This window comes from Sorangium sp. So ce321 (assembly GCF_051530195.1).
In the GTDB taxonomy this organism is placed as follows: domain Bacteria; phylum Myxococcota_A; class Polyangia; order Polyangiales; family Polyangiaceae; genus Sorangium.
The window spans coordinates 4,850,413-4,875,051 of sequence record NZ_CP150329.1; the positions used below are offsets into that span (position 1 = coordinate 4,850,413).

Genomic DNA, 24,639 nt, shown 5'->3' on the forward strand with positions numbered 1-24,639 from the left:
CCGTGCCCGCCGCCTTCGCCCGCTGCCTCGAGTCGATCGAGCCGCGCGGCCGCGCGCGCCACCTGTCGTCGGCGCTGGCCGGCGCGCTCCTGGCCGGGTGGGCCGCCTGGTTCTTCGGCGGCGAGGTGGCCGTGTTCCGCGGGAGCGACGCCGCCCGCGTGGAGGTGTCGGTGGTGCCGCGGCCCCTCGTCGCAGAGGCGGCCGGGCGCGTGGTGACGAGCGGCCTCGTCCTCGGCCGGAGCGTGGCCGAAGGCGACGTGCTCCTCGAGCTCGACCCCACGTCCGCGCGCCTCCAGCTCGCCGAGGAGAAGGCGCGCCGGGACGCCGTGGCCAGCGCGCTCGGCTCGGCGCGCCTCGCGCTCCGCCTCGAGGAGGAGCTGACGAACGCGAACGTCGCCGTCGCCGCCGCGAACGCGAGGACGGCGAGCGTGCAGCGGGACGCGGCGAAGAGCCTGCTGTCGCTCAGCGACGACGAGCTCTCCCGCGTCCGGTCGCTCAACGACGCCGCGCTCCTGCCCACGCTCCAGCGCATCGAGCGCGAGATGAGCCACGTCGAGCGTGCCGCGAGCGTCGCGCGCGAGGCCGCGGCGGCCCAGCGGGCGGCGGCCGAGATCAAGGCGGCCGATCGGGGCGGCAAGGCGAGGGTGCAGGAGCTCGAGCGGGAGATCGTCGATCTCGACGGCCGGCTCGAGCTCGCGCGCGCCCTCATCGCGCGGCTCGAGCACGACGTGGACCGGCACACGGTGCGCGCCCCCGCCTCGGGCGTGCTCGGGGACGTCGTGCCCGCGCCCGCGGGCGACTACGTGACCGCGGCCCAGCGGCTCGGGACGGTGGTCCCGGAGGGGCCGCTGCGCGTCGTGGCGGAGTTCGCGGCCGAGGGCGCGGCGGGCGTCGTGCGCCCGGGCCAGCCGGCGGTCATGCGCCTCGACAGCGCCGCGGCGGCGGGCCGGGCCACGGTCCCGCTCCAGGTGACGAGCGTCGCCGAGGTGGCCCGCGAAGGCCGGCTGCGCGTCGAGCTCGACGGCGACCGGGGCGCGCTCGCGCTCGTCCACGGGCAGACCGGCGTGGTCGAGGTCGAGGTCGCGCGGACCTCGCCGGTCGAGCTCGCCCTGCGGCTCGCCGGCCAGGCGTACGCGGGCCTGTCGAAGCCCGGCGCGGGCCCGGCCGAGCCGCGGCGCGGAGGTGAGCGATGAGCACAGCGAGGCGCCTCGCGCCGTGGACCGTCGCGCGCGCCGCGGCGGACGGCACCCTCGTGCTCGGGCCGCGGCTGAGCGTCGTCCAGCTCTCCTCGATGCGGCTCGACACGATCGCCCCCGGGGCGTGGGACGAGCTCCGCGCCATGGGGTTCGCCGACGAGCCCCCGCGCGAGGGCCCGCGCGACGAGCGCCCGGCGCCGACCGCGTCGTTCGCGCGGATCGCGCCGGGCACGGCGACCGGCGCCCTCGTCGCGCGCGAGTTCGCCGGCGAGGCGCACGCCCTCGCCCGGCAGCTCGACGCGCTCGCGCCCGAGCGCGCGTGGGAGGTCGTCGACGAGCCGCCGCGCGCGCCCGGCGCGCTCGCGCTGGTGCTCCAGGCCGTCGAGCCGCGGCGCCCCGACGCCGCGCGGGCGCTGCTCTCCGCCGGGGTCGCGATCCTCTGGGCCGGCGAGTGCAGCGAGGGGCTGCACGTCGGCCCGCTGCTGCGCTCGCCGCGCGACCTCGACGCCTACCTCGAGGCGACGCACGGCTGGGCGTTCGCGGTGGAGCTCCAGCGCATGGGCTTCGCGGAGGGCTGGCCGCTCTCCCTGGTGCCCGCGATCCGCCGCGACGCGGCGGCCGCGGCGGCCGCGGCGGCGCGTGTGCTCCGCGCCCCCGCTGGCACCTGCGTGCTCGTGGACGGCATGCGGGAGGTGCGGCTCTGGACCGCCCTCGAGTCCGCCCCGGAGGCGCGCGAGGCGCTCCTGTCCGCGCAGACGTGGTCGAAGGGCATGCTCGCGGATCTCCGGCTCGAGAGGTCGGTCGACGTCGGCCCGGTGTGGGTCGCGTCGTGCCGCTCGCCGGCGGGCGCCGACGCCTACCTCGAGGGCAACTTCGGTAAGGGCACGTCCCCGGAGGAGGCGCGCACCACGGCCGTCGGCGAGGCCATCGAGCGCTTCGGCGCGTTCCTCGGCGTGCGGAGCGAGGCCGTGGGCGAGGCGCCCGCGGGCGCGGAGCAGTACCCGCTGCGCTGCTTCCACCCGTTCGGGCCCGCGTACGACGCGTACTGCGCCCGCGGCGAGCCCGCCGACGCGATGACGCAGGTGCGCGACGAGATCTCCGGCCGCGACGTCTGGGCCCCGGCCGCCCTCGTGCACGAGCCGTACACCCCGGCCCCGCCGTTTGCGGCGACCACCGGATCGACGAGCTGCGGGCTCGCCGCGTACACGAGCCGCCGCGGCGCGGTGCTGCGCGGCGCGCTGGAGACGCTCGAGCGCGACAACTTCTACCCGAATTTCCTCCACCTGCGCCCGGGGGAGCGGATCGCGCTCGACGACCTCCCCGGGGCCCCCCGGTCCGGCGATCTCCGCGACCTCGCCGGCGCGCTGCGCGGCCTCGGCATGACGTGGTGGCTCGTGCGGTACCCGGACGAGCGCGAGCTGCCGATCGTCCACGCGTTCCTGCTCGACGCGGCGGGGGCCGCCATGAGCCGCGGCGTGGGCTCGGCCCACAGCTGGGCGACGGCGGCGGTGAAGGCGCTCCTGGAGGCCGTGCAGCTGCGCGAGCAGTTTGCGCTCCTCGCCGAGGAGGGCCCGTCGAGCCCCGCGGACGCGGGCTACGAGGCCTGGTCGACGCCGGAGGTCATCGGCGAGATCCGCGCCTACCTGGAGCGGCTCGGGCCCGCGGGCCGCCTCGACGATCTCCCGGACGACGACGCGCTCTACGCGCGGCTCCGGGCGCGCGTGGGCGCGCTGCTCGTCAAGGATTTCCCCTGCCCGGTCGTGGGCTTCAGCGCGGTGCGCGTCCTCATCCCCGGCGCCACGTGCCACGGCAGCGCGTCCGACAGCGCCGGCGGACGGCGGCTCCTCGGCGCCGCGTTCCGCCACCCGGTGCCCGTATGAGGCTGCCGTGAGCTCACCCGCGCGCGACCGACGCCGCCCGCACCGCGCCTGGCTCGCCCCGGACGTGCTGCAGACGTCGGCCATGGACTGCGGCCCCGCCGCGCTGAGCTGCCTGCTCCAGGGCGTGGGCATCCCGGCGGACACGACGTTCCTGCGCGACCTCTGCCGCACGGACGTCGACGGCACCTCGATCGACGACCTGGAGCAGGTCGCCTCGGATCTGGGCTGCCCGATGGGCCAGCTGGTGCTCCCCGCCGACACCCTGGTCGAGCACTGGCGGCTGTTCTGCCCGTGCCTGTTCGTGCGCCGCCTGGCGAACGGCAACCAGCACTTCGCGGTGTTCTGGGGCCGCACCGCGCGGCTCGCCCAGGTCATGGACCCGGCCGACGGCCGCGCGTGGCTCCGCGCGGCCGAGCTCCGGTCGGTCTGCAGCACGCACGAGCACACCATCGACCTCGCGTCGTGGCGCGCGCTCGCGCGCACCGATCTCGTGCTGCTGCCGCTCCGCGAGCGGCTCCGCAAGCTCCGCCTCGGCCCGGGCGGCGAGGCGCTGCTGGCCGAGGCGCTGGCCGACCCCTCGGCGGCGGCGGTGGCGCGCCTCGACGCCGCGACCCGCTTCGCGCGCGCCCTCGCCGAGGCCGCCGGGGGCCCGCTGCCCGCCCGGGTGTGCGCGCTCGTCCGGCGCCTCGCCGCGAGCGAGGAGGCCGCGGCCGCGATCCCGCGGGCCTTCCGCTACGCCCTCGTGGACGAGGCGGAAGGGACGGTCGCGCTGCGCGGCGCGGTCATCCTGCGCATGACCGGGCCCGCCGTGGCAGCGCCGCGCGACGAGGGCGGCGGGGGCGACGCCGCGGCGGCGCCGGAGGGCTGGCTGGCGCTCGTGTCATCGTCCTCGTCCGGGACGGGCAAGGGCATCGCGCGCGTCCTCTGGGACCTCCTGGGCGAGCACGCGCGCCGGGGGGTCCCGGCGCTCGCGGCCCTCGCGCTGCTGCTCGGCGCCATCGTCTTCGTGGAGGCGTTCGTCATCAGCTCGTCGGTCACCGTGCTCTCCGCGCTCAGCGTTCCGCGGCAGCGGCTGTCGGCGCTCGCGTCCGCGGGGGTGCTCATCCTCGGCCTCCTCGGCGTCGAGACGGCGGCCGTGGTCGCGCTGCGCCGCCTCGGCCGCGTGCTCGAGATGCGCTTCCGCGTCGCGCTCGCGATGAAGATCCCGCGGCTCGGCGACCGGTACTTCAAGACCCGGCTGGCCTCCGACATGGCCGAGCGCGCCCACCAGATCCACCTCATCCGGGAGCTGCCCGCGCTCGCCTTCGAGGTGGTCCTCCGCGTCGCCGAAGCGCTGCTCGTCCTCGCCATGCTGGCGCGCCTCGACGCCTCCTACGGGCTCGTCGCCGCCGCCATGGCCGCGTCCGCCGCGGCGCTCTCCCTGCTCGCGAGCGGCCGGCTCGCCGAGCGCGAGGGGCGCGTGCGGACGCAGGCGGCGGCCATGGGGCGCACCTTCCTCGACGCGCTCCTCGGCCGCATGCCCCTGCGCACGCACGGCGCCGAGCGCGCGCTCGCGTCGCAGCACGAGTCGGTGCTCGTGGCGTGGGCGCAGGCGATGGCCGGCCACCGGACCTCCAGCCTCGGCCTCTACGCCGCCCAGTCGCTCCTCGGCCTCGCGGGCACTGCGGCGGTCGTGCGCGGCGCCTGGGCCTCGACCGGCAGCGCGCTCCACGCCGCCGTCGTCGCCTTCTGGCTGATGCGGCTGACGGGCGCGGTCCGTTACCTCACGCAGACCTGGCTCGATCTGCCGGCCGTGAAGACCTCGATCCTGCGCGTCCTCGAGCCGCTGCGCGCGCGGGAGGCCGAGCCGGCGGCGCCGCCCGCGGCGGAGGCGGACACCTTCCGGCGGCCGGTCGCCGTGTCGCTGCGCGACGTCGACGCGGCCGAGCGCGGCAACACGATGCTCCACGTGGGCGCGCTCGACGTCGCCCCGGGCGAGCACGTCGCCGTGGTCGGGTCTTCGGGGGCAGGGAAGTCGACGCTCCTCGCGCTCCTGCTCGGCCTCCAGCCGCCGGCGCGGGGCGAGATCGCGATCGACGGCGCGCCCATGGATGCCCGGCGCTTCGCGCTCCTGCGGCAGCGGACGGCGTGGGTCGATCCCACGGTCCACCTCTGGAACGACACGGTGATGGCCAACGTCACGTACGGCCTCACGCCCGAGGAGCAGCGCGATCTCTCCGCGGCCATCAGCGCGGCGGACCTCGTCGACCTCCTGCGGCACCTCCCCGACGGGATGGAGACGGTCGCGGGCGAGTCGGGCGGCAGCGTCTCGGGAGGGCAGGGGCAGCGCATCCGGCTCGCGCGCGCGCTCGGGCGGGGCGAGCCCTCGCTCGTGCTGCTCGACGAGCCGTTCCGCGGCCTCGACCGCGCGCAGCGCAGCCGGCTGCTCCGCCGGGCGCGCGAGCGCTGGCGCCGCGCCACGCTCCTCTGCGTCACGCACGACATCGACGAGACGCTCTCGTTCTCGCGCGTGCTCGTGGTGCACGAGGGGCGCCTCGTCGAGGACGGCGATCCGCGCGCGCTGGCCGCCCTGAGCGGCTCCCGGTTCGCGCAGCTCCTCGCCGCCGAGGAGCTCGCGACGCGCGCTGTCTGGGGCGCGGCGCGCTGGCGGCGGGCGCGCCTCGACGGGGGCGCGCTGGTCGACGAGAAAGGCGGGGCGCTGGTCGATGAGCAGCTCGGCGCTTGATCGGGCCGCGGTCCCGCGCGTGGAGCTCCACGCCGCGCTCGCGCACCTGTCGCTCCACCTCGGCGCGGCGGCGAGCGCGCCAGCGCTGGAGCTGCTCGGCGGCGCCCCGGGCGACGCGGACGCGTTCGACGTGTGGCTGAGCCGCGCCGCGTCGGTCATGGGGCGCGAGGTGATCGAGGTGGACGCGGAGTACGCCGAGCTCGACGCCTTGATGGCGCGCGGAGCCCCGTGTGTGCTGCCGCTTGGCCACCCCGCGCGCGAGCGGTTCCTCGTCGTGGCGCGCCGGGGCGAGGGGGCGCTCGTCGCGATCGACGCGCGGGGCGAGCGGCGCGAGGTGCCGGACGAGGTGGTCCGGCGCGCGCTGGCCGCGCCGCTGTCGCCGTGGGTCGCGGCGGTGGAGGGGATGCTCGAGGAGCTCGGCTGCGGCGCCGAGCCCGCGCGGGGCCGGGCGGTCGAGCGGCTGCTCCGGTCCGAGGCCACGTCGGACATGCGGGTCGGCCACGGCTGGCTGCTGCGGGACGCCCGCGGCGGCGGGCTCCGGGCGCAGCTCTCCCGCGCCCGGCTGCTGTCGCCCGCCATCGGCTTCCTCGCGCTGCGCGCGGTCGTGATCGGCCTCGCGATCGCGAAGTGGTCGCTCCTCGCGTCCGCGGTCGATCGCGACTCCATGTCGGCGGGCCTGCTCGCCGCCTGGGCGCTCGCGTTCGCGACCGAGACGGTGCTCGACGTCGCGTCGGGCTCGCTGCGTTACTCGATCGCGATCCGCGCGGGGCTGTGGCTCCGGCGGGCGGTGCTCGACGGCGCGCTCTCGCTCGACATCGACGCCGCGCGCCGGCAGGGCTCGGGCACGTTCCTCGCGCGCGCGATCGACGTCGACCGCCTCGAGGGCGCCGCGCTCGCGGGCGGCCTGCGCGCGGTGGTCGGCGCGCTCGAGCTCCTCGCCGCGGTCGTCCTGCTCGCGCCGCACCCGTGGCTCGTCGGGTGGCTCCTGCTCTCGATGGCGGTCGTGGTGCTCGTGGGGCGCGAGTACACCCGGCGCATCCGCGGCTGGACCGACGCGCGGCTCGACGTCACGAGCGAGCTCGTCTCCGCCATGGTGGGGCACCGCACCCGCCTCGTGCAGCAGCGCCCCGAGCGGTGGCACGACCGGGAGGCGGCGGGGCTCGAGGTCTACGGCGGCGAGCTCCGGCGCGTGGACGCGCTCTCGATCGCGAGCTCCACCATCGCGTGCGTCTTCATGCTGGGCGGCATCGCGCTGCTCGTCCTCACGTCCGCGGGGGCCGGTCCGCGCTCGCCGGCGGACGACCTCGCGTGCGTCGCCGGCCTGCTCGTCGGGTTCTCCGCGCTGAGCGAGGTGCTCGACTCGCTGCGGAGCATCGGCACGGCGCTCGTGGCCTGGGAGAAGCTGCGGCCGCTGATCCGCCTCGACGGCGCCGCCGCCGATCAGCGCCTGCTCGCCGGCGGCGGCGGCGCCGACGGCGGCGGCGCCGCGCTCGAGATCGTCGACGTGGGCTTCCGCTACGAGGGCCGGGCGGCGAGCGCGCTGTCGGGCGTGAGCCTGCGGGTCGCGCCGGGCGACTGGGTGCTGCTCGAGGGGCCGTCGGGCGGGGGCAAGTCGACGCTGGCGAGCGTCATGGCCGGCCTTCGGGTGCCCGGGCGCGGCGTCCTCCTGTACGGCGGCGTCGATCGCCGCAGCTTGCCGCTCTCCGAGTGGCGGCGCTCGATCGGCTACTGCCCGCAGTTCCACGAGAACTTCCTGTTCTCCGACACGCTCGCGTTCAACCTGCTCATGTCGCGCCGCTGGCCGCCGACGCCGCGCGATCTCGAGCTCGCCGAGGACGTGTGCCACGAGCTCAACCTCGGCCCGCTGCTCCGCGCGATGCCGCTCGGCCTCCAGGAGATGGTGGGCGAGTCCGGCTGGCGGCTGTCGCACGGCGAGCGGAGCCGCATCTTCATCGCGCGCACGCTCCTCCGCGGGTCGAGCATCGCGATCTTCGACGAGAGCTTCGCCGCGCTGGATCCGGAGACGGTCAACGTGGTGATGCGATGCGTGCAGCGCAGGGCGCGGACCGTGGTGACGGTGGCGCACCCGTGATCTCTCTTCATCGCGTCAGCTGCGGTGGAAGCGCCCGCTTCTTCCATGTAGCTGGCCGCTCACCGGGGTCAGCCGCGCGGCCGATCGAGGGACAGCTGCCGCGCGCGTCGGGGAGCCCGTGACGCGCCTGGGCGGACGCCGCGCTACGCGGCGCGGAGGGCGCTGCGGGCGCGGGGGCGCAGGGCGACCGGGACGCCGCCCGAGGGGCCCAGCGTTACGTTGCGCCGCACGGGGCGGGGTGGCCTCTGGTCGAGCAGCTGGAACTGCCACGCGGAGAGCGCCACGCCGAGCACGATCTTCATCTCGAACAGCGCGAAGGCGGCGCCGATGCAGCGGCGGTTGCCGCCGCCGAACGGCAGGTACTCGAACGGGGAGAACTTGCGCTCCAGGAAGCGCTCGGGCCTGAACCGGAGCGGCTCCGGGTAGAGATCGGGGCGGTGGTGCACGAGCAGGATGCACGGCGCCACCCCCGTCCCCGGCTGGAGCTCGTGCTCGCCGAGGCGGAACGGCCGCGCCACGAGGCGCGGGACCTCGGTGGCGATCGGGTAGAGGCGCAGCGCCTCCTTGCACACCGCCTCCAGGTAGGGGAGCGCGGCGAGGCGCTCCGGGTCGGGCTCCGGGCCGAGGGCGTCGATCTCGTCGCGCAGCCGGGCGAGGACGGCGGGGTCGCGGTGCGCGTGATCCAGGGCCCACGCGAGGGCGAGCGCCGTCGTCTCGTGCCCGGCGAACAGCAGCGTCCGGAGCTCGTCGAAGATGGCCCGCTCGCTCATGGCCGACCCGTCGTCGTAGCGGGCCGAGACGAGGAGGCTCAGGATGTCGTCCCCCGGCGCCGCGCGCGCCCGCTCGATCTGCCCGCGGAGGAGCGCCTCCAGATCGCCGACGCGCCGGCGGAAGCGCGCGTAGGGGCCGAAGCCGCCGAGCTCGCGCTGGAGGATCGGCAGGAAGGCCAGCGCCGGGGTCACCGCGTCGCCCATGGCGACGACCGCGCGGGCGAAAGCGCGGGTGCGGTGCGGCTCCTCCACCCCGAAGACGGCGCGGATGATGACGTCGAGCGAGATCGCCTGCGTGACCTCCTGGGCGACGGCGCGGGGCGCGCGCGCCGCCTCGGCGAAGCGGCGGGCGGCGACGTCCGCCATGGCCGCCGCATAGGCGCGCATGCGATCGCCGTGGAAGGGCGGCGTCAGCAGCTTGCGCTCGCGCCGGTGGCGCTCGCCGGAGAGCATGAGGAGCGAGTGCTCCCCCAGGAGGGGAGCGATCGACTTGACCGCGTAGGGGACGAACGTCTCCGGCGGCGCGGTCATCACGTCCTGCACCGACGCGGGGCTGCCGGCGATCACGACGTCGCCGTTGTACATCGGCATGTTGAAGACGTCGCCGTAGGTGGCGGCGCAGCGAGACAGGAACTCGAGCGGGCGCGTGAGGAACTGGTAGGTCGTGAGAAGTCGGCCCTGCGGGCCTCGGGGTAGGTGGCTCATGGCGTACCTCGGCAGCAGCTCGATCGCGGCGGGGCGCGGCGCCTCGCCGGGATCGACGCAAGGATGGGTCCGGCGCGGCGGCGCGGCAGCGGCGCCGGGCGCCAACGTTGCGACGGATCGCGCCAGGCGGGCGCGAGGCCGGCGCACGCGGGCGCGCGGCCCGGGGCAGCCCGGTCCCACCGTGCAGCGTGGCTGTACGGTGGGACGGCCGCCACGAGGAGCTTGATTCTCGGATCGCATCTGGCTCTCGTGGCCCCTCCGGCCCCGCGGTCCCACCGCGGGACGGCTCGCGGTCACGCGCCATCGCCATGCATCCAGCGGAGCCGCGATGGCCGGCGGATGGTCGCAAGCGCGTTGCGCTGTTGTTGCTCAATCGGCGCAGGTGTGGCTCGTTGCGGGCAGCCGATGGAGCCGTGGAGCTTGGCGGGGGCGCGTCGTCGGCATGCCCGCCGGGGGTGAGCGGGCTCAACGCCTCACAAATCGCAGGCGGACGCCGCGCGCTGCCACCCTGGCATGAGCGCTGCAAACACGGGTGAGCGTCACCGACCGGTCCTTCGCGGCGCTCACGGCGACGCGCAGCGACCGGTGAGCCACTTCGGCGGCTCCACGTGGCCCGACCTTCTGCTCGCATGCCCAGCACACCTCTCTTTCCGAGGACGCGATGAAGAACGATGGACTCAATCTCCAATCCAGGATCTGGCCGCTCGCTGCAGCAGCAGTCGGCGCACTGTCTCTCGTCGCCTGTGGTGGGACGGATGAGAGCACAGCCGAGCCAGCGCTCGACGAAGTGGGCGTGGCCTACCAGGGGCTGAGCTCCCATTGGGGCTGGGCCCACACGGACCACGCGAACCCCTATACGAACCGCTGCGTGAACGATGCCGCCAGCAGCATCAACGCGCTCTACGACCCGAGCTATGTCATGGCCTACCGCAGCGGTAGTGACTCCTGCAGCGCGTACGCGCCCACGACGGGCACCGGGCTCATTCACCACCAGGGCATCCAACGGCTCGCGCGTGACTACAACTATCTCCTGGTGACGACCTCGGTCCAGGGGGGCGCACGCCCGGGCTTCGAGGTCGTGCGCCTCGGATCGCTGAGCAACAACCCGTGGCTGCTCGGTCGGAATGCTTATCCCTCCCGGCTCCCGTCCTGCAGCGACGCGATCGTGAGCTACAAGTCCGACGACTCAGGGATGCCGTACGATCACTCGGGCGGCCTTCAGGTGAACGGCGAGTACGTCATCGTGCCTTTCGAGAAGAACGACGATCAGGCGACGGCGGGCTTTCGCGTCGCCAGGCTGTCGAACCCCTTGAACCCCCAGTGGAGCCCGCTCGTCCTGCGATCGCGAGGTCAGACGGTCAACGCGGGAGCGGTGAGCCTCACGCTGCTCTCCTCTGGCCGCTACCTCGCGTTCGTCTTTGGCCACAACTCGGACGACGTCGAGGTGTTCGTGTCCTCGGAGGCGGCGATGCCCTATTTCGGCAGCTCGAGCTCCACCTGGGTATCTCAGGCGAGCGTCTCAACGCCCTTCGGCGGTGCGGAATACCAGGGCCTGCAGCTCGTGACCCAGTGCGACGGGCAGCTCTTCGTCGCTGGCACGCACAGGAACAAATGGTTTGACGAGGACTGGGTCGACCTGTGGCGCGTGGACCTCAGCGAGGCCTTCGTGCCGAGCTTCACCGAGGTGGCTAGCCGACACATGTCCTGCAGCAGCTCGGCCACGGGTAACAAGCGCTACTGCGCGTTCGATGCAGGGGCCGGGATCTATGTGGATCCCGACGGCGAGATCCTGCTTTATGGGGTGGAGCACTATAACGACGCCTACCCGGGCACGACACGCGCGGTCAAGGTGCGCGAGTTTCCGTAGACCCTGCGCTGAGGCCTGCCCTCACAGCGCCGAGCAGCTCCGAACGCTTCCTCTACAGCCACGCCACCCCGCACTGAGCCAAGGCGGTGGCCAGCGAGCTCGATCGCGGCGGGTCGCGGCGCCTCGCCGGGATCGACGCAAGGATGGGCCCGGCGCGGCGGCGCGGCGGCGCGGCGGCGCGGCGGCGCGGCGGCGCGGCGGCGCGGCGTTGCGCTGCGTTCGTCCGGGTTCGCTCGAGACGGCGCGGGCCTGGTGCACTACGATGTCCTCGAGCCCGAGACGCTCCGATGTCCACCACCGCCCGCTCCGGAACGAACCGCCCCCGGGCGGCGCTGCAGGTGCTCCTCGTCGCCGCCGTGGTGCTGGTGTTCATCGGGCTCGGCGAGGCGACCGGCTCCGGCGCGCGCGCCCTTTCGCCGCGGGACGTCGCCCAGGGCGTCGGCCTCGGCGGTTGCATCTTGCTCGGCAGCGTCGCCGTCCTGCTCGCCGTGTTCCGGGAGCCCTGGAGCACGCTCGGTCTCCGGCGCGAGGCTCCCACGACCGTCCTCTCCTGGGGCCTGCTCGGGCTCATCGCCAGCTACCTTGTCGCCGGTACGGGCACGGTCGTCTACGCGCTGGCGGCCGGCCTCGCCCCTGAACGGCTCGCCGCCGAGAAGACCGCCGCGCTCGGCGGCTTCTCCGCGCTTCCGCCGTCCCTCATCCTTCCGCTGGCGCTCTTCACAGGCATCTACGAAGAGCTGGTGTTCCGCGGCTTCTTCCTCTCACGCCTGCGCGCCGCCCTGTCCGCCGACCCCCGGCACCGCGCCGCCGCGGCCTTGGCCGTCGTGCTGTCGTCGGCGCTGTTCGCGGCCGGGCACTTCTATCAATCGATGCTCGGCGTCGTGCAGACCTTCGCCATCGGCCTGGTGCTCGGGGCGCTCGCGGTGCGACGGGACAGCGTGTGGCCGTGCGTCGTGGCGCACGCGAGCATCAACCTGATCGGGTTGACCGCGCTGCGCTTCGTTTGAGGCTTCCCCTGCGCTCTTCCACGGCGTCCAGACACGGTCCGGGAACGAACGGCACAGCCATGGTCGGCGCCCCCGTTGCTGCTCGGCGCAGCGCGGCGCAAGGGCGCCCCGCGGCCCGAGCCATCCTGTCTACCGATCGAAACGCGGCTCGGCAAGAGCTGGAATGCCTACCGCCATGCGCTCGACGCTTCAACCCGCATCCGAAGGGTCGGCGAGCGCGGCCCAGTCTGCCGTGGCGAAATGGCGCGCCAGGAAATCGACGAGGAGCCGCGTGCGCTCGGGCAGCTGAGTGCGGTGCGACATGAGCACGTAGACGCCGAGCGGGATATGGAGATGCCGTTTGAGCACGCTGACTAGCCTTCCTGCGGCGATGTCTCGCGCGACCAGGAAGCCTGGCAAGATCGAGAGCCCAACGCCGGCGAGGGCCGCTCCGCGCAGGACCGCGGCGTCGGACGCGACCAGGTTGCTCGCGATAGGCACCCCGATGCGCCGGCCGTCCTCCTCGAACTGCCACTCTTCGTCCGCGGGCATGAGCCCGTAACGCAGGCAGCTGTGCCGCACGAGATCGGCCGGGGACTCCGGCGCGCCCGCCCGCGCCAGGTACGCGGGCGAAGCGACCAGGTGCATGCGGTCGGTGGCGATCCTCCGCACCACCGCCGAGCCGCGGAGCTTCCGGCTCACGCGCACCACGATGTCAGCGCCGCTCTCGGCCAGGTCGACCAGCCGGTCGTCCGTCACGAAGTGTACGTCGATCCCCGGGTGGCCCGCGAGGAAGAGGCCGACCGCGCGCGCGAGATAGAGCGCCGCGAAGACGCCCGCGGCGTTGACGCGCACGACGCCGCGCGCCGACCGCGCCTCGCCGACCGAGTCGACGGCCGCGCGCGCGGCCGCGCAGAGGGCCGCGCAGTGCTCGTAAAAAGCGAGCCCCTCGGTCGTGAGCGCGAGCTTGCGGGACGTGCGGACGAGGAGGCGCACGCCGACGCGCGCCTCGAGCGCGGCGATGCGCTTGGAGACGGCCGACTTGACGAGGCCGGCCTCGCGCGCGGCCGCCGAAAAAGAGCGGAGCTGCACCACCTGCGCGAACAGCGCCATCGAAGGGAGATCGTCGAGGGGCAGGGACATCGTTCTCTCCACGGAAACGAAGCGGTTCCGCCGGCCTATCTATCGCGACCGCCGGAGCCTGGCTACTTCTTCGTGGGCCTCTGAACCACCATCGACAGCAGCACGCAAGGAGATACTCACATGGCAATCCAAGGAGTCATGCGCCCCGGTCACTTCCAGATGCGCGTCCTGGACCTGGAAGCAAGCGTCCGCTTTTACACAGAAGTCCTCGGCCTCATCGAGACGGGGAGGGACAGGCAGGGCCGGGTGTATTTCAAGGCCTGGGACGAGAGAGATCACCACAGCTTGATCCTGCGCGGCGCCGCCCAGGCCGGCGTGGACTTCATCGGCTTCAAGGTCACCGACACGCAGACCCTCGACCGGCTCGAGGCCGATCTCAACGCCTACGGCGTGAAGACCGAGCGCATCAGCGCCGGCGAGCTGCTGGAGACCGGAGAGCGGGTGCGCTTCGAGATCCCGACCGGACACCTGGTGGAGCTCTACGCGTACAAATCCCACGTGGGCAACGGCATCTCCTATGTCAACCCGGACCCCTGGGCGCCCGCCGCCGAAAAAGGCATCGCCCCGATCCGCTACGACCATTGCCTGCTGTACGGGCCGGACATCGACGGCGCGCGCAAGATCTTCTGCGAAGTGCTCGGCTTCTACCTGGTGGAGCACGTCCTGCTCGAAGATGGCGAGAGCGACCTGGGCATCTGGCTCTCGTGCTCGAACAAGGCGCACGACATCGCCTTCGTGCGGCACCCGGAGCCCGGCAAGCTGCACCACGTGTCCTTCCTGCTCGAGAGCTGGGAGAAGGTGCTGCGCGCCGCGGATATCTGCTCCATGAATCGAGTCAAGCTCGACTTCGGCCCGAGCCGCCACGGCGCCACTCGGGGCACCACGATCTACGCCTTCGACCCTTCCGGCAACCGCTTCGAGACCTTCAGCGGCGGCTACCAAACCTACCCGGACATCCGACCCATCACGTGGTCGTCCGAGGAGGCCGGCGCGGCCGTGTACTACCACGACCGCACGCTGAACGAGCGCTTCCTGTCCGTGGTGACGTGAGGCGAGCCAACGACATCATCCGCAGCCCGCGCCTCCCCGGCCCAGCACAGGTGAAGCCATGTTCAGCAATCCGGATACCAACCCAGAAATCGGCAAGAGCGTCGTCGCGAGCGGGATCCGCACGAACTACCACGACCTCGGCCAGGGCCGACCGGTCGTCTTCATCCACGGCTCCGGCCCCGGCGTCAGCGCGTGGGCCAACTGGCGCCTGGCGCTCCCCAGCCTGGCGACACGGTTCAGGGGCATCGCCCCAGATATGGTGGGCTTCGGCTTCACCGACCGGCCTGCCGGCATCCAGTACGGTATGGATGTGTGGGTCAGCCAGCTGCTCGGGCTGATGGATGAGCTCGATCTGCCGCAGGTGGACCTGGTTGGCAACTCCTTCGGCGGCGCGCTGGCGCTCGCGGCCACCATCCGCCATCCGCGGCGGGTGCGCCGCCTCGTGCTGATGGGCAGCGTGGGCGTTCGCTTCGAGCTCACCCCCGGCCTGGACGCGGTGTGGGGCTACACGCCGTCGATCGAGGCCATGCGCGAGCTGCTCGACCTGTTCACCTATGACCGCAAGCTGGTCGGCGACGAGCTCACCCGGATGCGCTACCAGGCCAGCGTCCGCCCCGGCTTCCAGGAGGCGTTCTCCGCGATGTTCCCCGCCCCGCGGCAACGCTGGATCGACGCGATGGCCAGCAGCGAGGACGACATCCGGGCCATCCCACACCAGGCGCTGGTGCTGCATGGCCGGGAAGACCGGGTGATCCCGCTGCAGAGCTCCCTTCGCCTGGCCGGCCTCATCGCTCGCTCGCAGCTCCATGTCCTCGGCCAGTGCGGGCACTGGACTCAGATCGAGCACGCGGACAGGTTCGCGCGCCTGGTGGCCGACTTCCTGCTCGAAGACGACCTCGAGGAGCCTCGAACGCTCTGACAGCCAGCGCCGGCCTCGCGACCGCCCGCCAACCCGCAATCAAGGAAGCCATGGACGACAGACTGATCTCCCAGCTCGGTGACGAGCTCTTCGACGCTCTACGAGGCGGTCACGCTATCGACCCGCTGACCCAGAGGCACCCTGACATCGGCGTAGAGGCGGCCTACGCCGTGCAGCGCCGGTTGATCGACAGGCGCCACGCCTGCGGCGCGCGCACGGTCGGGAAGAAGATCGGCGTCACCAGCAGGGCTGTCATGAACATGCTGGGCGTCGCGCAGCCGGACTTCGGCCTCCTGCTGGACGACATGGTCCATGGCGAAGGCGAATGCTTGCCCATGAGCCGCTTCATCCAGCCCAGGATCGAGGGAGAGATAGCGTTTGTCCTCAAGCGTGATCTTCGCGGGCCGGGGATCACGGCAGCCGACGTGCTGAGCGCCACCGAGGGCGTGATGGCCTGCTTCGAGATCGTCGACTCGCGCATCAAGGACTGGAAGATCAAGATCCAGGATACGGTAGCAGACAACGCTTCCTGCGGCGCCTTCGTCCTCGGGAGCCGGCTCGTCGATCCCCGCGGGATCGATCTCGTCACGTGCGGAATGGTGCTCGAGCACAACGGCGAGGTGGCCGTGACCGGCGCCGGCGCCGCCACCATGAGCTCCCCCGTCAATGCCGTCGTCTGGCTGGCCAACACGCTCGGCAGATGGGGCGGCTGCCTCGGAGCCGGCGAGGTGATCCTCTCGGGAGCGCTGGGCGCGATGGTGACCGTGCGCCCCGGCGACGTCTTCCACCTTCGCATCGGGGGCATCGGCGCGTGCTCCGTCCGGTTCTCCGCTTGAACTCACGAGCCATCCATGGAGTGCTCTCATGTTCGATAAGGTGCGCTGCGCGGTGCTCGGCCCTGGAAACATAGGGACCGACCTGCTCTACAAGCTCATGCGAAGCCCGGTGCTCGACCCGGTCTGGATGGTCGGCGTCGACCCATCGTCGGAAGGTCTGCGGCGTGCCCGTGATGTCGGCCTCAAGACCGCCGACCGAGGCGTCGAGGGCCTCGTGCCGCACGTCCGAGCCGACGACATCCGCATCGCCTTCGACGCGACCAGCGCCCATGTGCACAGATCCAACTCCGACACGTTGACCGCGCTCGGCGTCACCATGATCGACCTCACACCGGCGGCCATCGGCCCGTTCTGCGTGCCGGCCGTCAACCTGACGGAACACCTGAGCCGCCGCGCGAACAACGTCAACATGGTGACCTGCGGCGGCCAGGCCACGATCCCGATGATCGCCGCCGTGCGCCGCGTAGAGCCCGTGGGCTACGCCGAGATCGTGGCCACCATCAGCTCGCGCTCGGCCGGCCCTGGCACCCGGAAGAACATCGACGAGCTCACGCGGACGACGGCCCGCGCGATCGAAGAGGTGGGGGGCGCGGACAAGGGCAAAGCCATCATCATCATCAACCCTGCCGACCCGCCGCTGATCATGCGGGACACCGTGCACTGCCTGACGAAGACACCGCCCGACGAGGCCGCCATCACCGCCTCCGTGCGCTCCATGCTGCAGGAGGTCCGACGCTACGTGCCTGGCTACAGGCTGGTCAACGGGCCGGTGTTCGACGGCCACCGGGTGTCGATCTACCTCGAGGTGGAAGGGCTGGGCGACTACCTGCCAAAATACTCCGGAAATCTCGACATCATGACCGCCGCCGCGACGCGCGCGGCCGAGATGATCGCAGAGGACATGCTGCTGAACGCGCGGCAGCCCTGACCCAAAGGCGCCGTCCGAGGTGGATCGCATGCATACAATCAAGGAAGCCACGTCCGCCCGCATCCTCGTCCATGACATGACGTTGCGCGACGGCATGCACCCGAAGCGTCACCAGATGACCCTCGACCAGATGCGGGCCATTGCCAGCGGCCTGGATGCCGCGGGCGTACCCCTGATCGAAGTCACCCACGGTGATGGGCTGGGCGGGTCGTCCGTCAACTATGGCTTTCCAGCCCATACCGACGAGGAATACCTCTCGGCCGTCATCCCGCGCATGAAGCGAGCGAAGATCTCCGCTTTGCTGCTGCCGGGCATCGGGACCACGGACCACCTGAGGATGGCCAAGGACCTGGGCGTACATACCATCCGGGTGGCTACCCACTGCACCGAGGCCGACGTTTCAGAGCAGCACCTCGGCCTGGCACGCAAGCTGGAGCTCGACACGGTGGGCTTCCTCATGATGGCTCACCGCGCCGACGCAGCGACGCTGGCGTCGCAGGCCAAGCTGATGGAGGCCCATGGCGCCAACTGCGTCTACGTCACCGACTCGGCCGGGTACATGTTGCCGGACGAGGTCACCTCGAAGTTGAAGGCCGTGCGAGGGGAGCTGCGACCGGAGACCGAGGTTGGCTTTCACGGGCACCACAACCTGGCCATGGGCGTGGCCAACTCCATCGCTGCGGTGGCGGCGGGGGCCGGCCGCATCGACGGGTCCGCCGCGGGCCTCGGCGCTGGCGCTGGCGACACGCCGATGGAGGTGCTCATCGCCGTTTGCGAGCGCATGGGCATCGAGACAGGCGTGGACCTTTACAAGATCCAGGACGTGGCAGAAGACCTGGTGGTGCCGATGATGGACCACCCCGTGCGTTGCGATCGCGATGCTCTCACGCTGGGCTTTGCCGGGGTCTATTCGTCCTTTCTTCTGTTCGCGAAGCGCGCGGAGGCGAAATACGGTATCCCTGCGCGCGATCTGTTGACCGAGATGGGCAGGCGCGGCACGGTCGGCGGACAAGAAGACATGGTCGAAGACGCAGCGCTGACGATGGCCCGAGAGCGCGGGTTGATATGAGCCCTGATGTGGCGGGGCAACGCGAGAGATGAGCATCGACGCGCGCGCTGAACGTCATAGCGTCAGACGCGCGGAGCTAGCGGGCCCAGGTGCGCCGGTACTCGCCCGGCGTGGTGCCGGTCCAGCGGCGGAAGCTGCGGTAGAAGTGGCGCGTCTCGACGTAGCCGAGCAGGAAGGCGATCTCCTGGAGCGCGAGATCGCGCTGGCGGACGAGGTCGAGCGCCTTGCCCCGCCGCGCCTCGTCGAGCTGCGCCGTGAACGACGTGCCGAGGTCCTTGAGGGCGCGCTGGAGCGAGCGCGTGCTCATGCCCAGCGAGCGCGCGATCCCCTCCTGGTCCACCTCGCCGCGGTCGAGCCGCTCGTCGATGCGGGCGCGCACGCGCGCGTCGAGGGGCGCGGCGCCGCCGGAGGGCGCGGCGCCGCCAGCGAGCGCGTCGCTGCCGGGGGGCGCGGCGCGCGCGGCGAGGAGCTGCTCGGCGTGGCGCACGAGGTAGTCGCGGACCGAGGGATCCGCGCCGACGACCGGCGCGTCGAGCACGCGCGCGTCGTAGACGAGGCCCGTGGCGGGCGCCTCGAAGCGGGCCGGGGCGCCGAGCACCTCCTCGTAGAGCGCCGGCGGGTGCCGCCGGGCATGGCGGAACACCGCTTCGATCGGCCGCGCGGCGCCGGCCTCGATCGGCCGCGCGGCGCCGTCGAGGTAGAGCGCGATGAAGCGCGCGAGCGCCGCGACCATCAGCTCGATCGGCTCGGCCATGGCGACGACGCGCGGCTCGTGCTCGAGCGCGAGGTGGGCGGCCCCGCCGCGCTCGTCGACGGTGATGCGGAGGTACGGGTCCATGAGCCGGCAGAAGCGGCCATAGGCGGCGATCCCCTGGCGCAACGTCTCGCTGTGGCGGAGGACGTGCCCGACGACGCCCACGACCGACACGGGGATCCAGCGCGAGTACTGGAGCCCGAGCGGCTCGCCGGGGAGGCGCTGCAGCAGGAGCTCCCACAGCGAGAGGAGCGAGGCGTACGGCACGAGCTCGTCGGGCGCGGCGAGCGCCTCGGGCGCCACGCCCGCGGCGCGGACGAGATCGCCGTGCGGGACGCCGCGCGAGGACGCGAAGGCGATGAGCGCGGCGGGGATGGATGCGAACACGAGCTCGCCGTCGGGCATGGCGACCGCGGAGCATAGCGCACGGGCGTGAGGGGCCGGAGGTCTCCGGGGCCGGAGACGACCGGAGCCGGAGAGGCTGGCCCCGCAGATGCCGGAGCCGGAGAGGCTGGCCCCGCAGATGCCGGGATCACCCGATCTCGTCGCGCCCCCTGGAGCTCCTCATCGACGTCCGTATGCGCGCGCTTGCGTCGACTGCGCACGATGCGAGCGCGTCGACAGACGCCGCGATCCCGTGAGCCGGACTCGAATGCTCGGGGCGCGCGCGGACATGCAGCGCGCCTCCGGTGTGCTCGGGCGCGCGCGGCCCCGGCTGCGCTCCGCCATCAAGGGAACGAGACGCCTGCGCCCGCGCCGAAGAAGCCGCCCACCGCGGGGATCTTGAACGTCGCGTCCGCCGGGATGTACTCGTAGACGTCGCGCACCGTCGGGAACATCGCTCCTCCCTGGACCTCGATACGGAGCCAATCGGTGGGCTCGATGTGGAACCGGCCGAGGAGCCCCGGGGTGGACCAGGGACGGGAGCGCTCGGTGAAATCGCTCCCTGCGCCGGGGTCGTAGTCGGCCTCGGCGTGCAGCACGCCGAGCTCGTACGTGGCGCAGGGCGTGATGCCTGCGCTGCCGAAGAGCGGCAGGTCCACCGGGCACACGTCGAGTCGTCCCTTCGTGAGCTGGAAGCTGGCGCGCGCGACGCCGATAAGGCTCGTGCTGCTCCGGGCATGCGAGAACCAGACACGCAGCGAGGGAGAGAAGACCTCGCCAGTGCGGTACCAGACGTCGGCGAACAGCGATACCGCGGGGCTCAGCGCGGGGGCCGACGCGCCGTCGGCGGACCCGTGGATCCCGAGCGCGAACCGCCATCGCTCCTCCCGCGGCCCGCCGCTGGACTTCGATGGGAGCAGGACCGAGAGCGGCGGCGCGGCCATGTCCCACGTGCCCGCGAGGGCGGCGTTGGGCGCCGGCCCCGCCGGATCGAGCCACGCTGCCGGAGGCACTTCGACCGGGACGCCGAGCCGCGCGGCGCCCTCGTCGGCGCGTGCGGCCGGGGAGGCCGCGAGCGCCGCCCAGAGCGCCGCCGCGGCGGCGCCACGGCGCCTCGTTGCCGTGGAGATCAGGTGAGCGCGGGAGCCTCTCCTGCGCTGCGTGGATCGGTCGTAGGCCATGCAGGGGGCGTAGTCTGCCGATATCCGGGCCGGCCGCCAACGCGAAACAGAGCGCTGCCCTCGCGAGCAGGAAGGGCGATCGGGGAGAGGGGTAAAGGCGAGGGGCAGCGGGGAGCGCGGCGGAGCGCCGGAGTGCGATGCCACGACAAGGCTCTCGTCGTGCGCCGCGAGATCGGCGGCGCGAGCGAGGTCGTCTACACCGAGGAGTCGGAGCCGCTGGTGAGGAACCACGGCTCGCGGCTCGTCACGGGACCGTGAGGGGCCCCGGCGCGCTGCGCCCGGCCGGGGCCGAGGGGCAGGGCGCCACCCGATCCGCGCCCCCGAAGAACTCGCCCGCGAGCAGCGACCACGCCCGCGCGTTCTCCGGCGGGCCGCACTTGAACGGCGGCTTCCCGAGCCGCTCGCCGCGGAGCGCCGCCCGCTGCTCCCGGTAGTAGCGGATCGCGAGCTCGGCGGCGTACTCGCCCACGCCGTTGCCCGGCTGGAACGAGTAATACGTCCCGCCCTTCACGATCGTCCCGTTCGGCGTGTACGGCGTGAGGCACGGGATCCGCGTCCCGCAGCGCGCGACGATCGCGTCGTAGATCGGCGAGAGCGCCGCCGGCGACCACGCGCCGTGGGCGCTGTCGTTCAGGTGGAAGATCTCGTGGAACAGCGTCTCCCGCACCTCGTCCGCGGAGCGGTGGAGCGAGCCGGCCAGGTTGTACGCGACCGTCCAGCCGGAGGCGTACGCCGAGGGCGTCCGCGCCCGCACGGACCGGAAGTACCGCAGGGCGAGGGCGCGGTGGCGGTAGCGCACGGGCGAGCTGGCCGCGGCGGCGAGCTCCGTGGCGAAGGCGTCGAAGTCGGCCAGGGCCGCGGCCGTCCACTCGAGGTGGCGGCGCTCGGCGCGCACCGGCAGCTCCGGGACGAGGTGGAGCGTGCCGCGGTAGCCGCCGTCCATGAGGTGCTCCCGCTCCAGCCCGGCGACGCTGCCGCTCCGGTCGAAGAGCGCTGTCGCGCTCGCCGCGGCCTGCTGGTCGCCCTCGTAGCGGAGCGCGAGCAGGCAGCGGACGCGCTCCGGGCCTGGCGAGGGGGCGCCGGCGGTCCCGGCGAGCCCTCGCCGGCAGGCGTCGATGCCGGCCTGGTGCGCGGCGGCGTCTTCCGGGAACAGGATCGCCTCGGCCTCGTCGGCCGCGATCACGGGCGCCGGCTCGGCCGCGGCCGGGGAGGGGGCCTCGCCGCCGGCGCCGCCCGCCGGCGCTGCGCCTGCGGAGGCCGGGCCGGCAGGTGGAGGAGCGCCCGGGCCAGGACGCGCGAGCGGCGCGCCGGCCGCCGCGGGCGCCAGCGAGCCGGGGGGCGCCGCGGCCTTGCCGGCGGGCGGCGCGCTGCCCGGGCTGGAGGGGGCACACGCGGCGGCGAGCGCCGGCAACGCGAGGGTCAACGCGGCGAGGCGCGACAGCGCGGCGTCCAGGCGCATCCTGCTCACCAGGATGCCAGAACACGGTGCGCCGATCTACGGCACGACCACCGTATCGTTCGTCTGCAGCGGCAGGTCGCCGCGGAGGTCGCCTTTCCCGACGACCTGCTCGAAGGCGAACGGAATCCGGCGCTCTCCGAGCGCGTCGCGCCGGACGATCACCACCTCGTCGGGATCGGCGAAGCGCGTGAACCCGCCCGCGAGGGCGAGCGCCTGGAGCACCGTGATCTGCGCCGTCGGCGTGAACTCGCCCGGGCGCGACACCTCGCCCATCACGTAGACCCGGTAGCTGTGGAGCTCCGCCACCTCCACGCTGACGACCGGCTTCTCATGATAGAACCTGGCCGCCTGAGTCGCGATCTCCTCGGCGATGCCCATGACGGTCCGCCCCGACGCCATGATGTCGCCGACGAGCGGGACCGTGATGAACCCGTCAGGCCGCACCGTGACGCGGTGGCTCAGCGCCTCGTTCTTCCAGGCGCGCACCTCGAGCACGTCGCCGGGGCCGACGGCGTAGGCGCTCGTCGCGCGGCGCTCCGCCTCGAAGTCGACCCGCGGGGCGCTCGCACCGCAGCCCGAGAGCGCCGCGAGGACCCCGAGCGCAGACAAGAGCAGGGCAATCCGGATACAGCGAGACCACATGCGGTTTCCAGCCTCCTTGACGAGACCGCGCACCAGCAAGCGCCGATCCCGCGGCCGCGCGCCGCGCCTGCTCCTCGCGCGCGCACCGGCGCGCTTCGCGCGTGCCGGTCGAGACCACGGTGCTAGATCCGTCGCGCTGAAGGGGGGAATGCGCGCCGCGCCTCACCGCGCCTGCGCAAGGGCGCCTGTCCGCGACCCTCACGGCGAGGCGGCGCGGGCGGCCCGCGCGCGGCGGTCGCGGCGCGCCACACCATGGCAGCGTGGGTCGTGTGCGCGCTGTGCGCGCTCGTCATCATCAAACCGCAGGAGTTCATCCCCGAGCTCTCGGGGATTCCGCTGGTTCACGCGGCGTTCGGGCTCACCCTTCTCTGCGTCGCCCTCGACGTCGTGTGGCGCCGGCTCAAGCCGGCGCTCGCTCCCCAGGTCGTCTATGCGCTCGCGTTCCTCGCCTGGGCGGCCCTGACGACGGCGCTCAAGCGCCCGACCGCGCTCGAGGAGCGCGGCCTGCAGCTCGCGACCGTCGCGGGCATCTTCCTCGCGGTCAGCGTCGCCGCCGCCTCGCCGCGCGGGCTGCGCGCGCTCGCGATCACGCTCGTCGGCTGCGCCGTCCTCACCACCGCGGTCGCGATCGTGCAGGCGTTCCAGCCCCACGGCTGCATGCTCGCCGCGCCCGAGGACTGGGAAGGCAAGGGCGAGCTCGAGCCGGATGGACGCCCCTGCGAGACCAACCTCGACTGCCGCAAGGACCCGCCGGTCCCGGACGGCAACTACCGGTGTGAGCGCCCGGGGCCGCTCGGCACATCGACCATCGATGGCCGCGTCCGCTACCGCGGGTCGCTCGCCGATCCGAACGAGCTCTCCCTGATGGCGGGCATGTCGATCCCCCTCGCGATCGCGCTCGCCGAGCGCCGCGCGGGCCCGCGTCGCGACGGCCGTCCGCCGCGGTCGCCGGGCAGGTCCGACGCGGGCCGTCCGCCGACGTTGCCGGGCGGGTCCGACGCGGGCCGCTCGCCGCGCCCGCCGCGCCGGTCCGGCGCCGGCCGCCCTCGTCCTCCGGACGGCGGCGCCGGTCCGCCCGTCGCCGCGCCGCTCGCGCCCGGCGTTGCCGCGGCGCGCGCCAGGCCCGCGCTGCCCCTCCTGCTCACCGATCGGCTGCTCTCGCGCATCTGCGCCGCGCTGCGCGCGCTCCCCGTGGCGGCCGTCATCGTGGCGATCGGCGCGATGGTCGTCATGTCGCGCTCGCGCTCGGGGCTCATCGTGTACCTCGCGGTCCTCGGCCTCAGCTTCATCCGGCGGAGCGGGGCCCTGGGCGTCATCGCCGCCTGCTTCGTCGGGCCCCCCATGCTCCTGCTCGGCGGCCGGAGCGGCGACGAGGCGACCGAGAGCTCGGAGGAGCGCGCCGCGCTGCTCCGGGAGGCCTTCGAGATGATCCGGCGCACCAGGGGGATCGGCGTCGGCGCAGGGCAGTTCGGCGACGAGTCGTCGTTCGGCCTGACGGCCCACAACGCCTACATGCTCGCCGCGGCCGAGACGGGCCTGCTCGGGATGTGCCTCTTCGCCCTCGTCCTCTACGCGTCGCTCAAGGTGCCTCTCGCGATCTGGCTGGGCGACGTCGAGGTGGGCCCCACGGCCCGGCGGTTCGCGCCGGCGATCTTCGTGAGCCTGTGCGGCGCGCTGATCGGCATCTTCTTCCTGTCATGGGCGTACAAGGACGTCCTCTACATGGTGCTCGGCGCCTCCGCCGCCCTCTACGGCGCCGCGCGGGCCGAGGACGGCCGCGTCTCGGTGCGCGTGTCCGCGCGGGAGGCCGCGCTCGTTTGCGGCGGGATGTTCGCGGTGCTCGTGCTGCTCAACGTCCTTCTGCGGTTCCTCGGGTGAGCGCGCGCTGCGATGACGCGCCGCGAGCACACTGCCGGCCATCCTCATCTCACGTGTGTCGAGCCCCCGAACGAACATCGCACAACAAGGGGGATGTCGTCCGGGGGGCGCGCCGGGCCGCCTGGAGCCGCCGCGGCTCATTCGCGGGCCGTATCGACGAGCGCGATAGCGAACG

18 protein-coding genes are annotated in these 24,639 nt (G+C 73.3%); 12 read left to right on the plus strand and 6 right to left on the minus strand.

Annotated features, from left to right (window positions below; all coding sequences use genetic code 11):
- The first annotated feature begins 2 nt into the window (after positions 1 to 2).
- From WME89_RS18445 to WME89_RS18460, 4 genes are read left to right on the plus strand one after another with little or no spacing between them, the layout of a single operon-like run.
- Positions 3 to 1,193, plus strand: a complete 1,191-nt coding sequence (locus WME89_RS18445; protein ID WP_438010426.1) for an HlyD family efflux transporter periplasmic adaptor subunit — start codon at positions 3 to 5, stop codon at positions 1,191 to 1,193.
- The gene (locus tag WME89_RS18450; protein ID WP_438010427.1) at positions 1,190 to 3,076 is read left to right on the plus strand and encodes a YcaO-like family protein; all 1,887 of its coding nucleotides are present in this window, start codon (positions 1,190 to 1,192) and stop codon (positions 3,074 to 3,076) included. Before WME89_RS18445 ends, WME89_RS18450 begins: the two co-directional genes overlap by 4 nt.
- 7 nt (positions 3,077 to 3,083) lie before the next feature.
- Positions 3,084 to 5,801 (plus strand): ATP-binding cassette domain-containing protein, encoded by a 2,718-nt coding sequence (locus tag WME89_RS18455; protein WP_438010428.1) that lies wholly within the window; start codon positions 3,084 to 3,086, stop codon positions 5,799 to 5,801.
- A complete protein-coding gene (locus tag WME89_RS18460; RefSeq protein WP_438010429.1) occupies positions 5,782 to 7,893 on the plus strand; it encodes an ATP-binding cassette domain-containing protein in 2,112 nt (703 codons plus the stop codon). The genes WME89_RS18455 and WME89_RS18460 overlap by 20 nt, the downstream gene beginning before the upstream one ends.
- A gap of 143 nt (positions 7,894 to 8,036) precedes the next feature.
- Here the strand turns inward: WME89_RS18460 and WME89_RS18465 are convergent, their stop codons facing one another.
- Positions 8,037 to 9,368, minus strand: a complete 1,332-nt coding sequence (locus tag WME89_RS18465) for a cytochrome P450 (protein ID WP_438010430.1) — start codon at positions 9,366 to 9,368, stop codon at positions 8,037 to 8,039.
- A gap of 868 nt (positions 9,369 to 10,236) precedes the next feature.
- On the opposite strand from WME89_RS18465, the gene WME89_RS18470 reads away from it, so the two are divergent.
- Both WME89_RS18470 and WME89_RS18475 read left to right on the plus strand, forming a co-directional pair.
- Positions 10,237 to 11,235, plus strand: a complete 999-nt coding sequence (locus WME89_RS18470; protein ID WP_438010431.1) for a hypothetical protein — start codon at positions 10,237 to 10,239, stop codon at positions 11,233 to 11,235.
- Between the two features lie 287 nt (positions 11,236 to 11,522).
- The gene (locus tag WME89_RS18475; protein WP_438010432.1) at positions 11,523 to 12,242 is read left to right on the plus strand and encodes a CPBP family intramembrane glutamic endopeptidase; all 720 of its coding nucleotides are present in this window, start codon (positions 11,523 to 11,525) and stop codon (positions 12,240 to 12,242) included.
- 189 nt (positions 12,243 to 12,431) lie between these two features.
- On the opposite strand, the gene WME89_RS18480 is transcribed toward WME89_RS18475, so the two are convergent.
- Positions 12,432 to 13,364, minus strand: coding sequence for a LysR family transcriptional regulator (locus WME89_RS18480; RefSeq protein ID WP_438010433.1), 933 nt, complete (start codon positions 13,362 to 13,364; stop codon positions 12,432 to 12,434).
- A 120-nt stretch (positions 13,365 to 13,484) separates the two neighbouring features.
- Here WME89_RS18480 and WME89_RS18485 point away from each other — a divergent pair, with 120 nt between their 5' ends.
- From WME89_RS18485 to dmpG, 5 genes are read left to right on the plus strand one after another with little or no spacing between them, the layout of a single operon-like run.
- The gene (locus WME89_RS18485) at positions 13,485 to 14,414 is read left to right on the plus strand and encodes a catechol 2,3-dioxygenase (RefSeq protein WP_438010434.1); all 930 of its coding nucleotides are present in this window, start codon (positions 13,485 to 13,487) and stop codon (positions 14,412 to 14,414) included.
- Between the two features lie 58 nt (positions 14,415 to 14,472).
- Entirely contained in the window at positions 14,473 to 15,333 is an 861-nt protein-coding gene (locus WME89_RS18490; RefSeq protein WP_438010435.1) for an alpha/beta fold hydrolase, read from the plus strand.
- Between the two features lie 50 nt (positions 15,334 to 15,383).
- On the plus strand, positions 15,384 to 16,169 hold the full coding sequence (gene dmpE, locus WME89_RS18495) for a 2-oxopent-4-enoate hydratase (RefSeq protein WP_438010436.1): 786 nt from the start codon (positions 15,384 to 15,386) through the stop codon (positions 16,167 to 16,169).
- Positions 16,170 to 16,197: 28 nt separating this feature from the next.
- Positions 16,198 to 17,097, plus strand: a complete 900-nt coding sequence (locus tag WME89_RS18500) for an acetaldehyde dehydrogenase (acetylating) (RefSeq protein WP_438010437.1) — start codon at positions 16,198 to 16,200, stop codon at positions 17,095 to 17,097.
- A gap of 28 nt (positions 17,098 to 17,125) precedes the next feature.
- Positions 17,126 to 18,166 carry a 4-hydroxy-2-oxovalerate aldolase gene (dmpG, locus tag WME89_RS18505; RefSeq protein WP_438010438.1) on the plus strand — a complete coding sequence of 347 codons (1,041 nt, stop codon included), beginning with the start codon at positions 17,126 to 17,128 and terminating at the stop codon, positions 18,164 to 18,166.
- A gap of 76 nt (positions 18,167 to 18,242) precedes the next feature.
- On the opposite strand, the gene WME89_RS18510 is transcribed toward dmpG, so the two are convergent.
- The 4 genes from WME89_RS18510 to WME89_RS18525 all read right to left on the minus strand — a co-directional run bounded on the left by WME89_RS18510 (position 18,243) and on the right by WME89_RS18525 (position 22,586).
- Positions 18,243 to 19,325 (minus strand): AraC family transcriptional regulator ligand-binding domain-containing protein, encoded by a 1,083-nt coding sequence (locus WME89_RS18510; RefSeq protein ID WP_438010439.1) that lies wholly within the window; start codon positions 19,323 to 19,325, stop codon positions 18,243 to 18,245.
- A 323-nt stretch (positions 19,326 to 19,648) separates the two neighbouring features.
- Positions 19,649 to 20,485 carry a hypothetical protein gene (locus WME89_RS18515; RefSeq protein WP_438010440.1) on the minus strand — a complete coding sequence of 279 codons (837 nt, stop codon included), beginning with the start codon at positions 20,483 to 20,485 and terminating at the stop codon, positions 19,649 to 19,651.
- A 244-nt stretch (positions 20,486 to 20,729) separates the two neighbouring features.
- On the minus strand, positions 20,730 to 21,944 hold the full coding sequence (locus WME89_RS18520; RefSeq protein ID WP_438010441.1) for a hypothetical protein: 1,215 nt from the start codon (positions 21,942 to 21,944) through the stop codon (positions 20,730 to 20,732).
- 36 nt (positions 21,945 to 21,980) lie between these two features.
- A complete protein-coding gene (locus tag WME89_RS18525) occupies positions 21,981 to 22,586 on the minus strand; it encodes a polysaccharide biosynthesis/export family protein (RefSeq protein WP_438010442.1) in 606 nt (201 codons plus the stop codon).
- Positions 22,587 to 22,838: 252 nt separating this feature from the next.
- Here WME89_RS18525 and WME89_RS18530 point away from each other — a divergent pair, with 252 nt between their 5' ends.
- On the plus strand, positions 22,839 to 24,464 hold the full coding sequence (locus WME89_RS18530) for an O-antigen ligase family protein (RefSeq protein ID WP_438010443.1): 1,626 nt from the start codon (positions 22,839 to 22,841) through the stop codon (positions 24,462 to 24,464).
- Positions 24,465 to 24,639 lie beyond the last annotated feature (175 nt).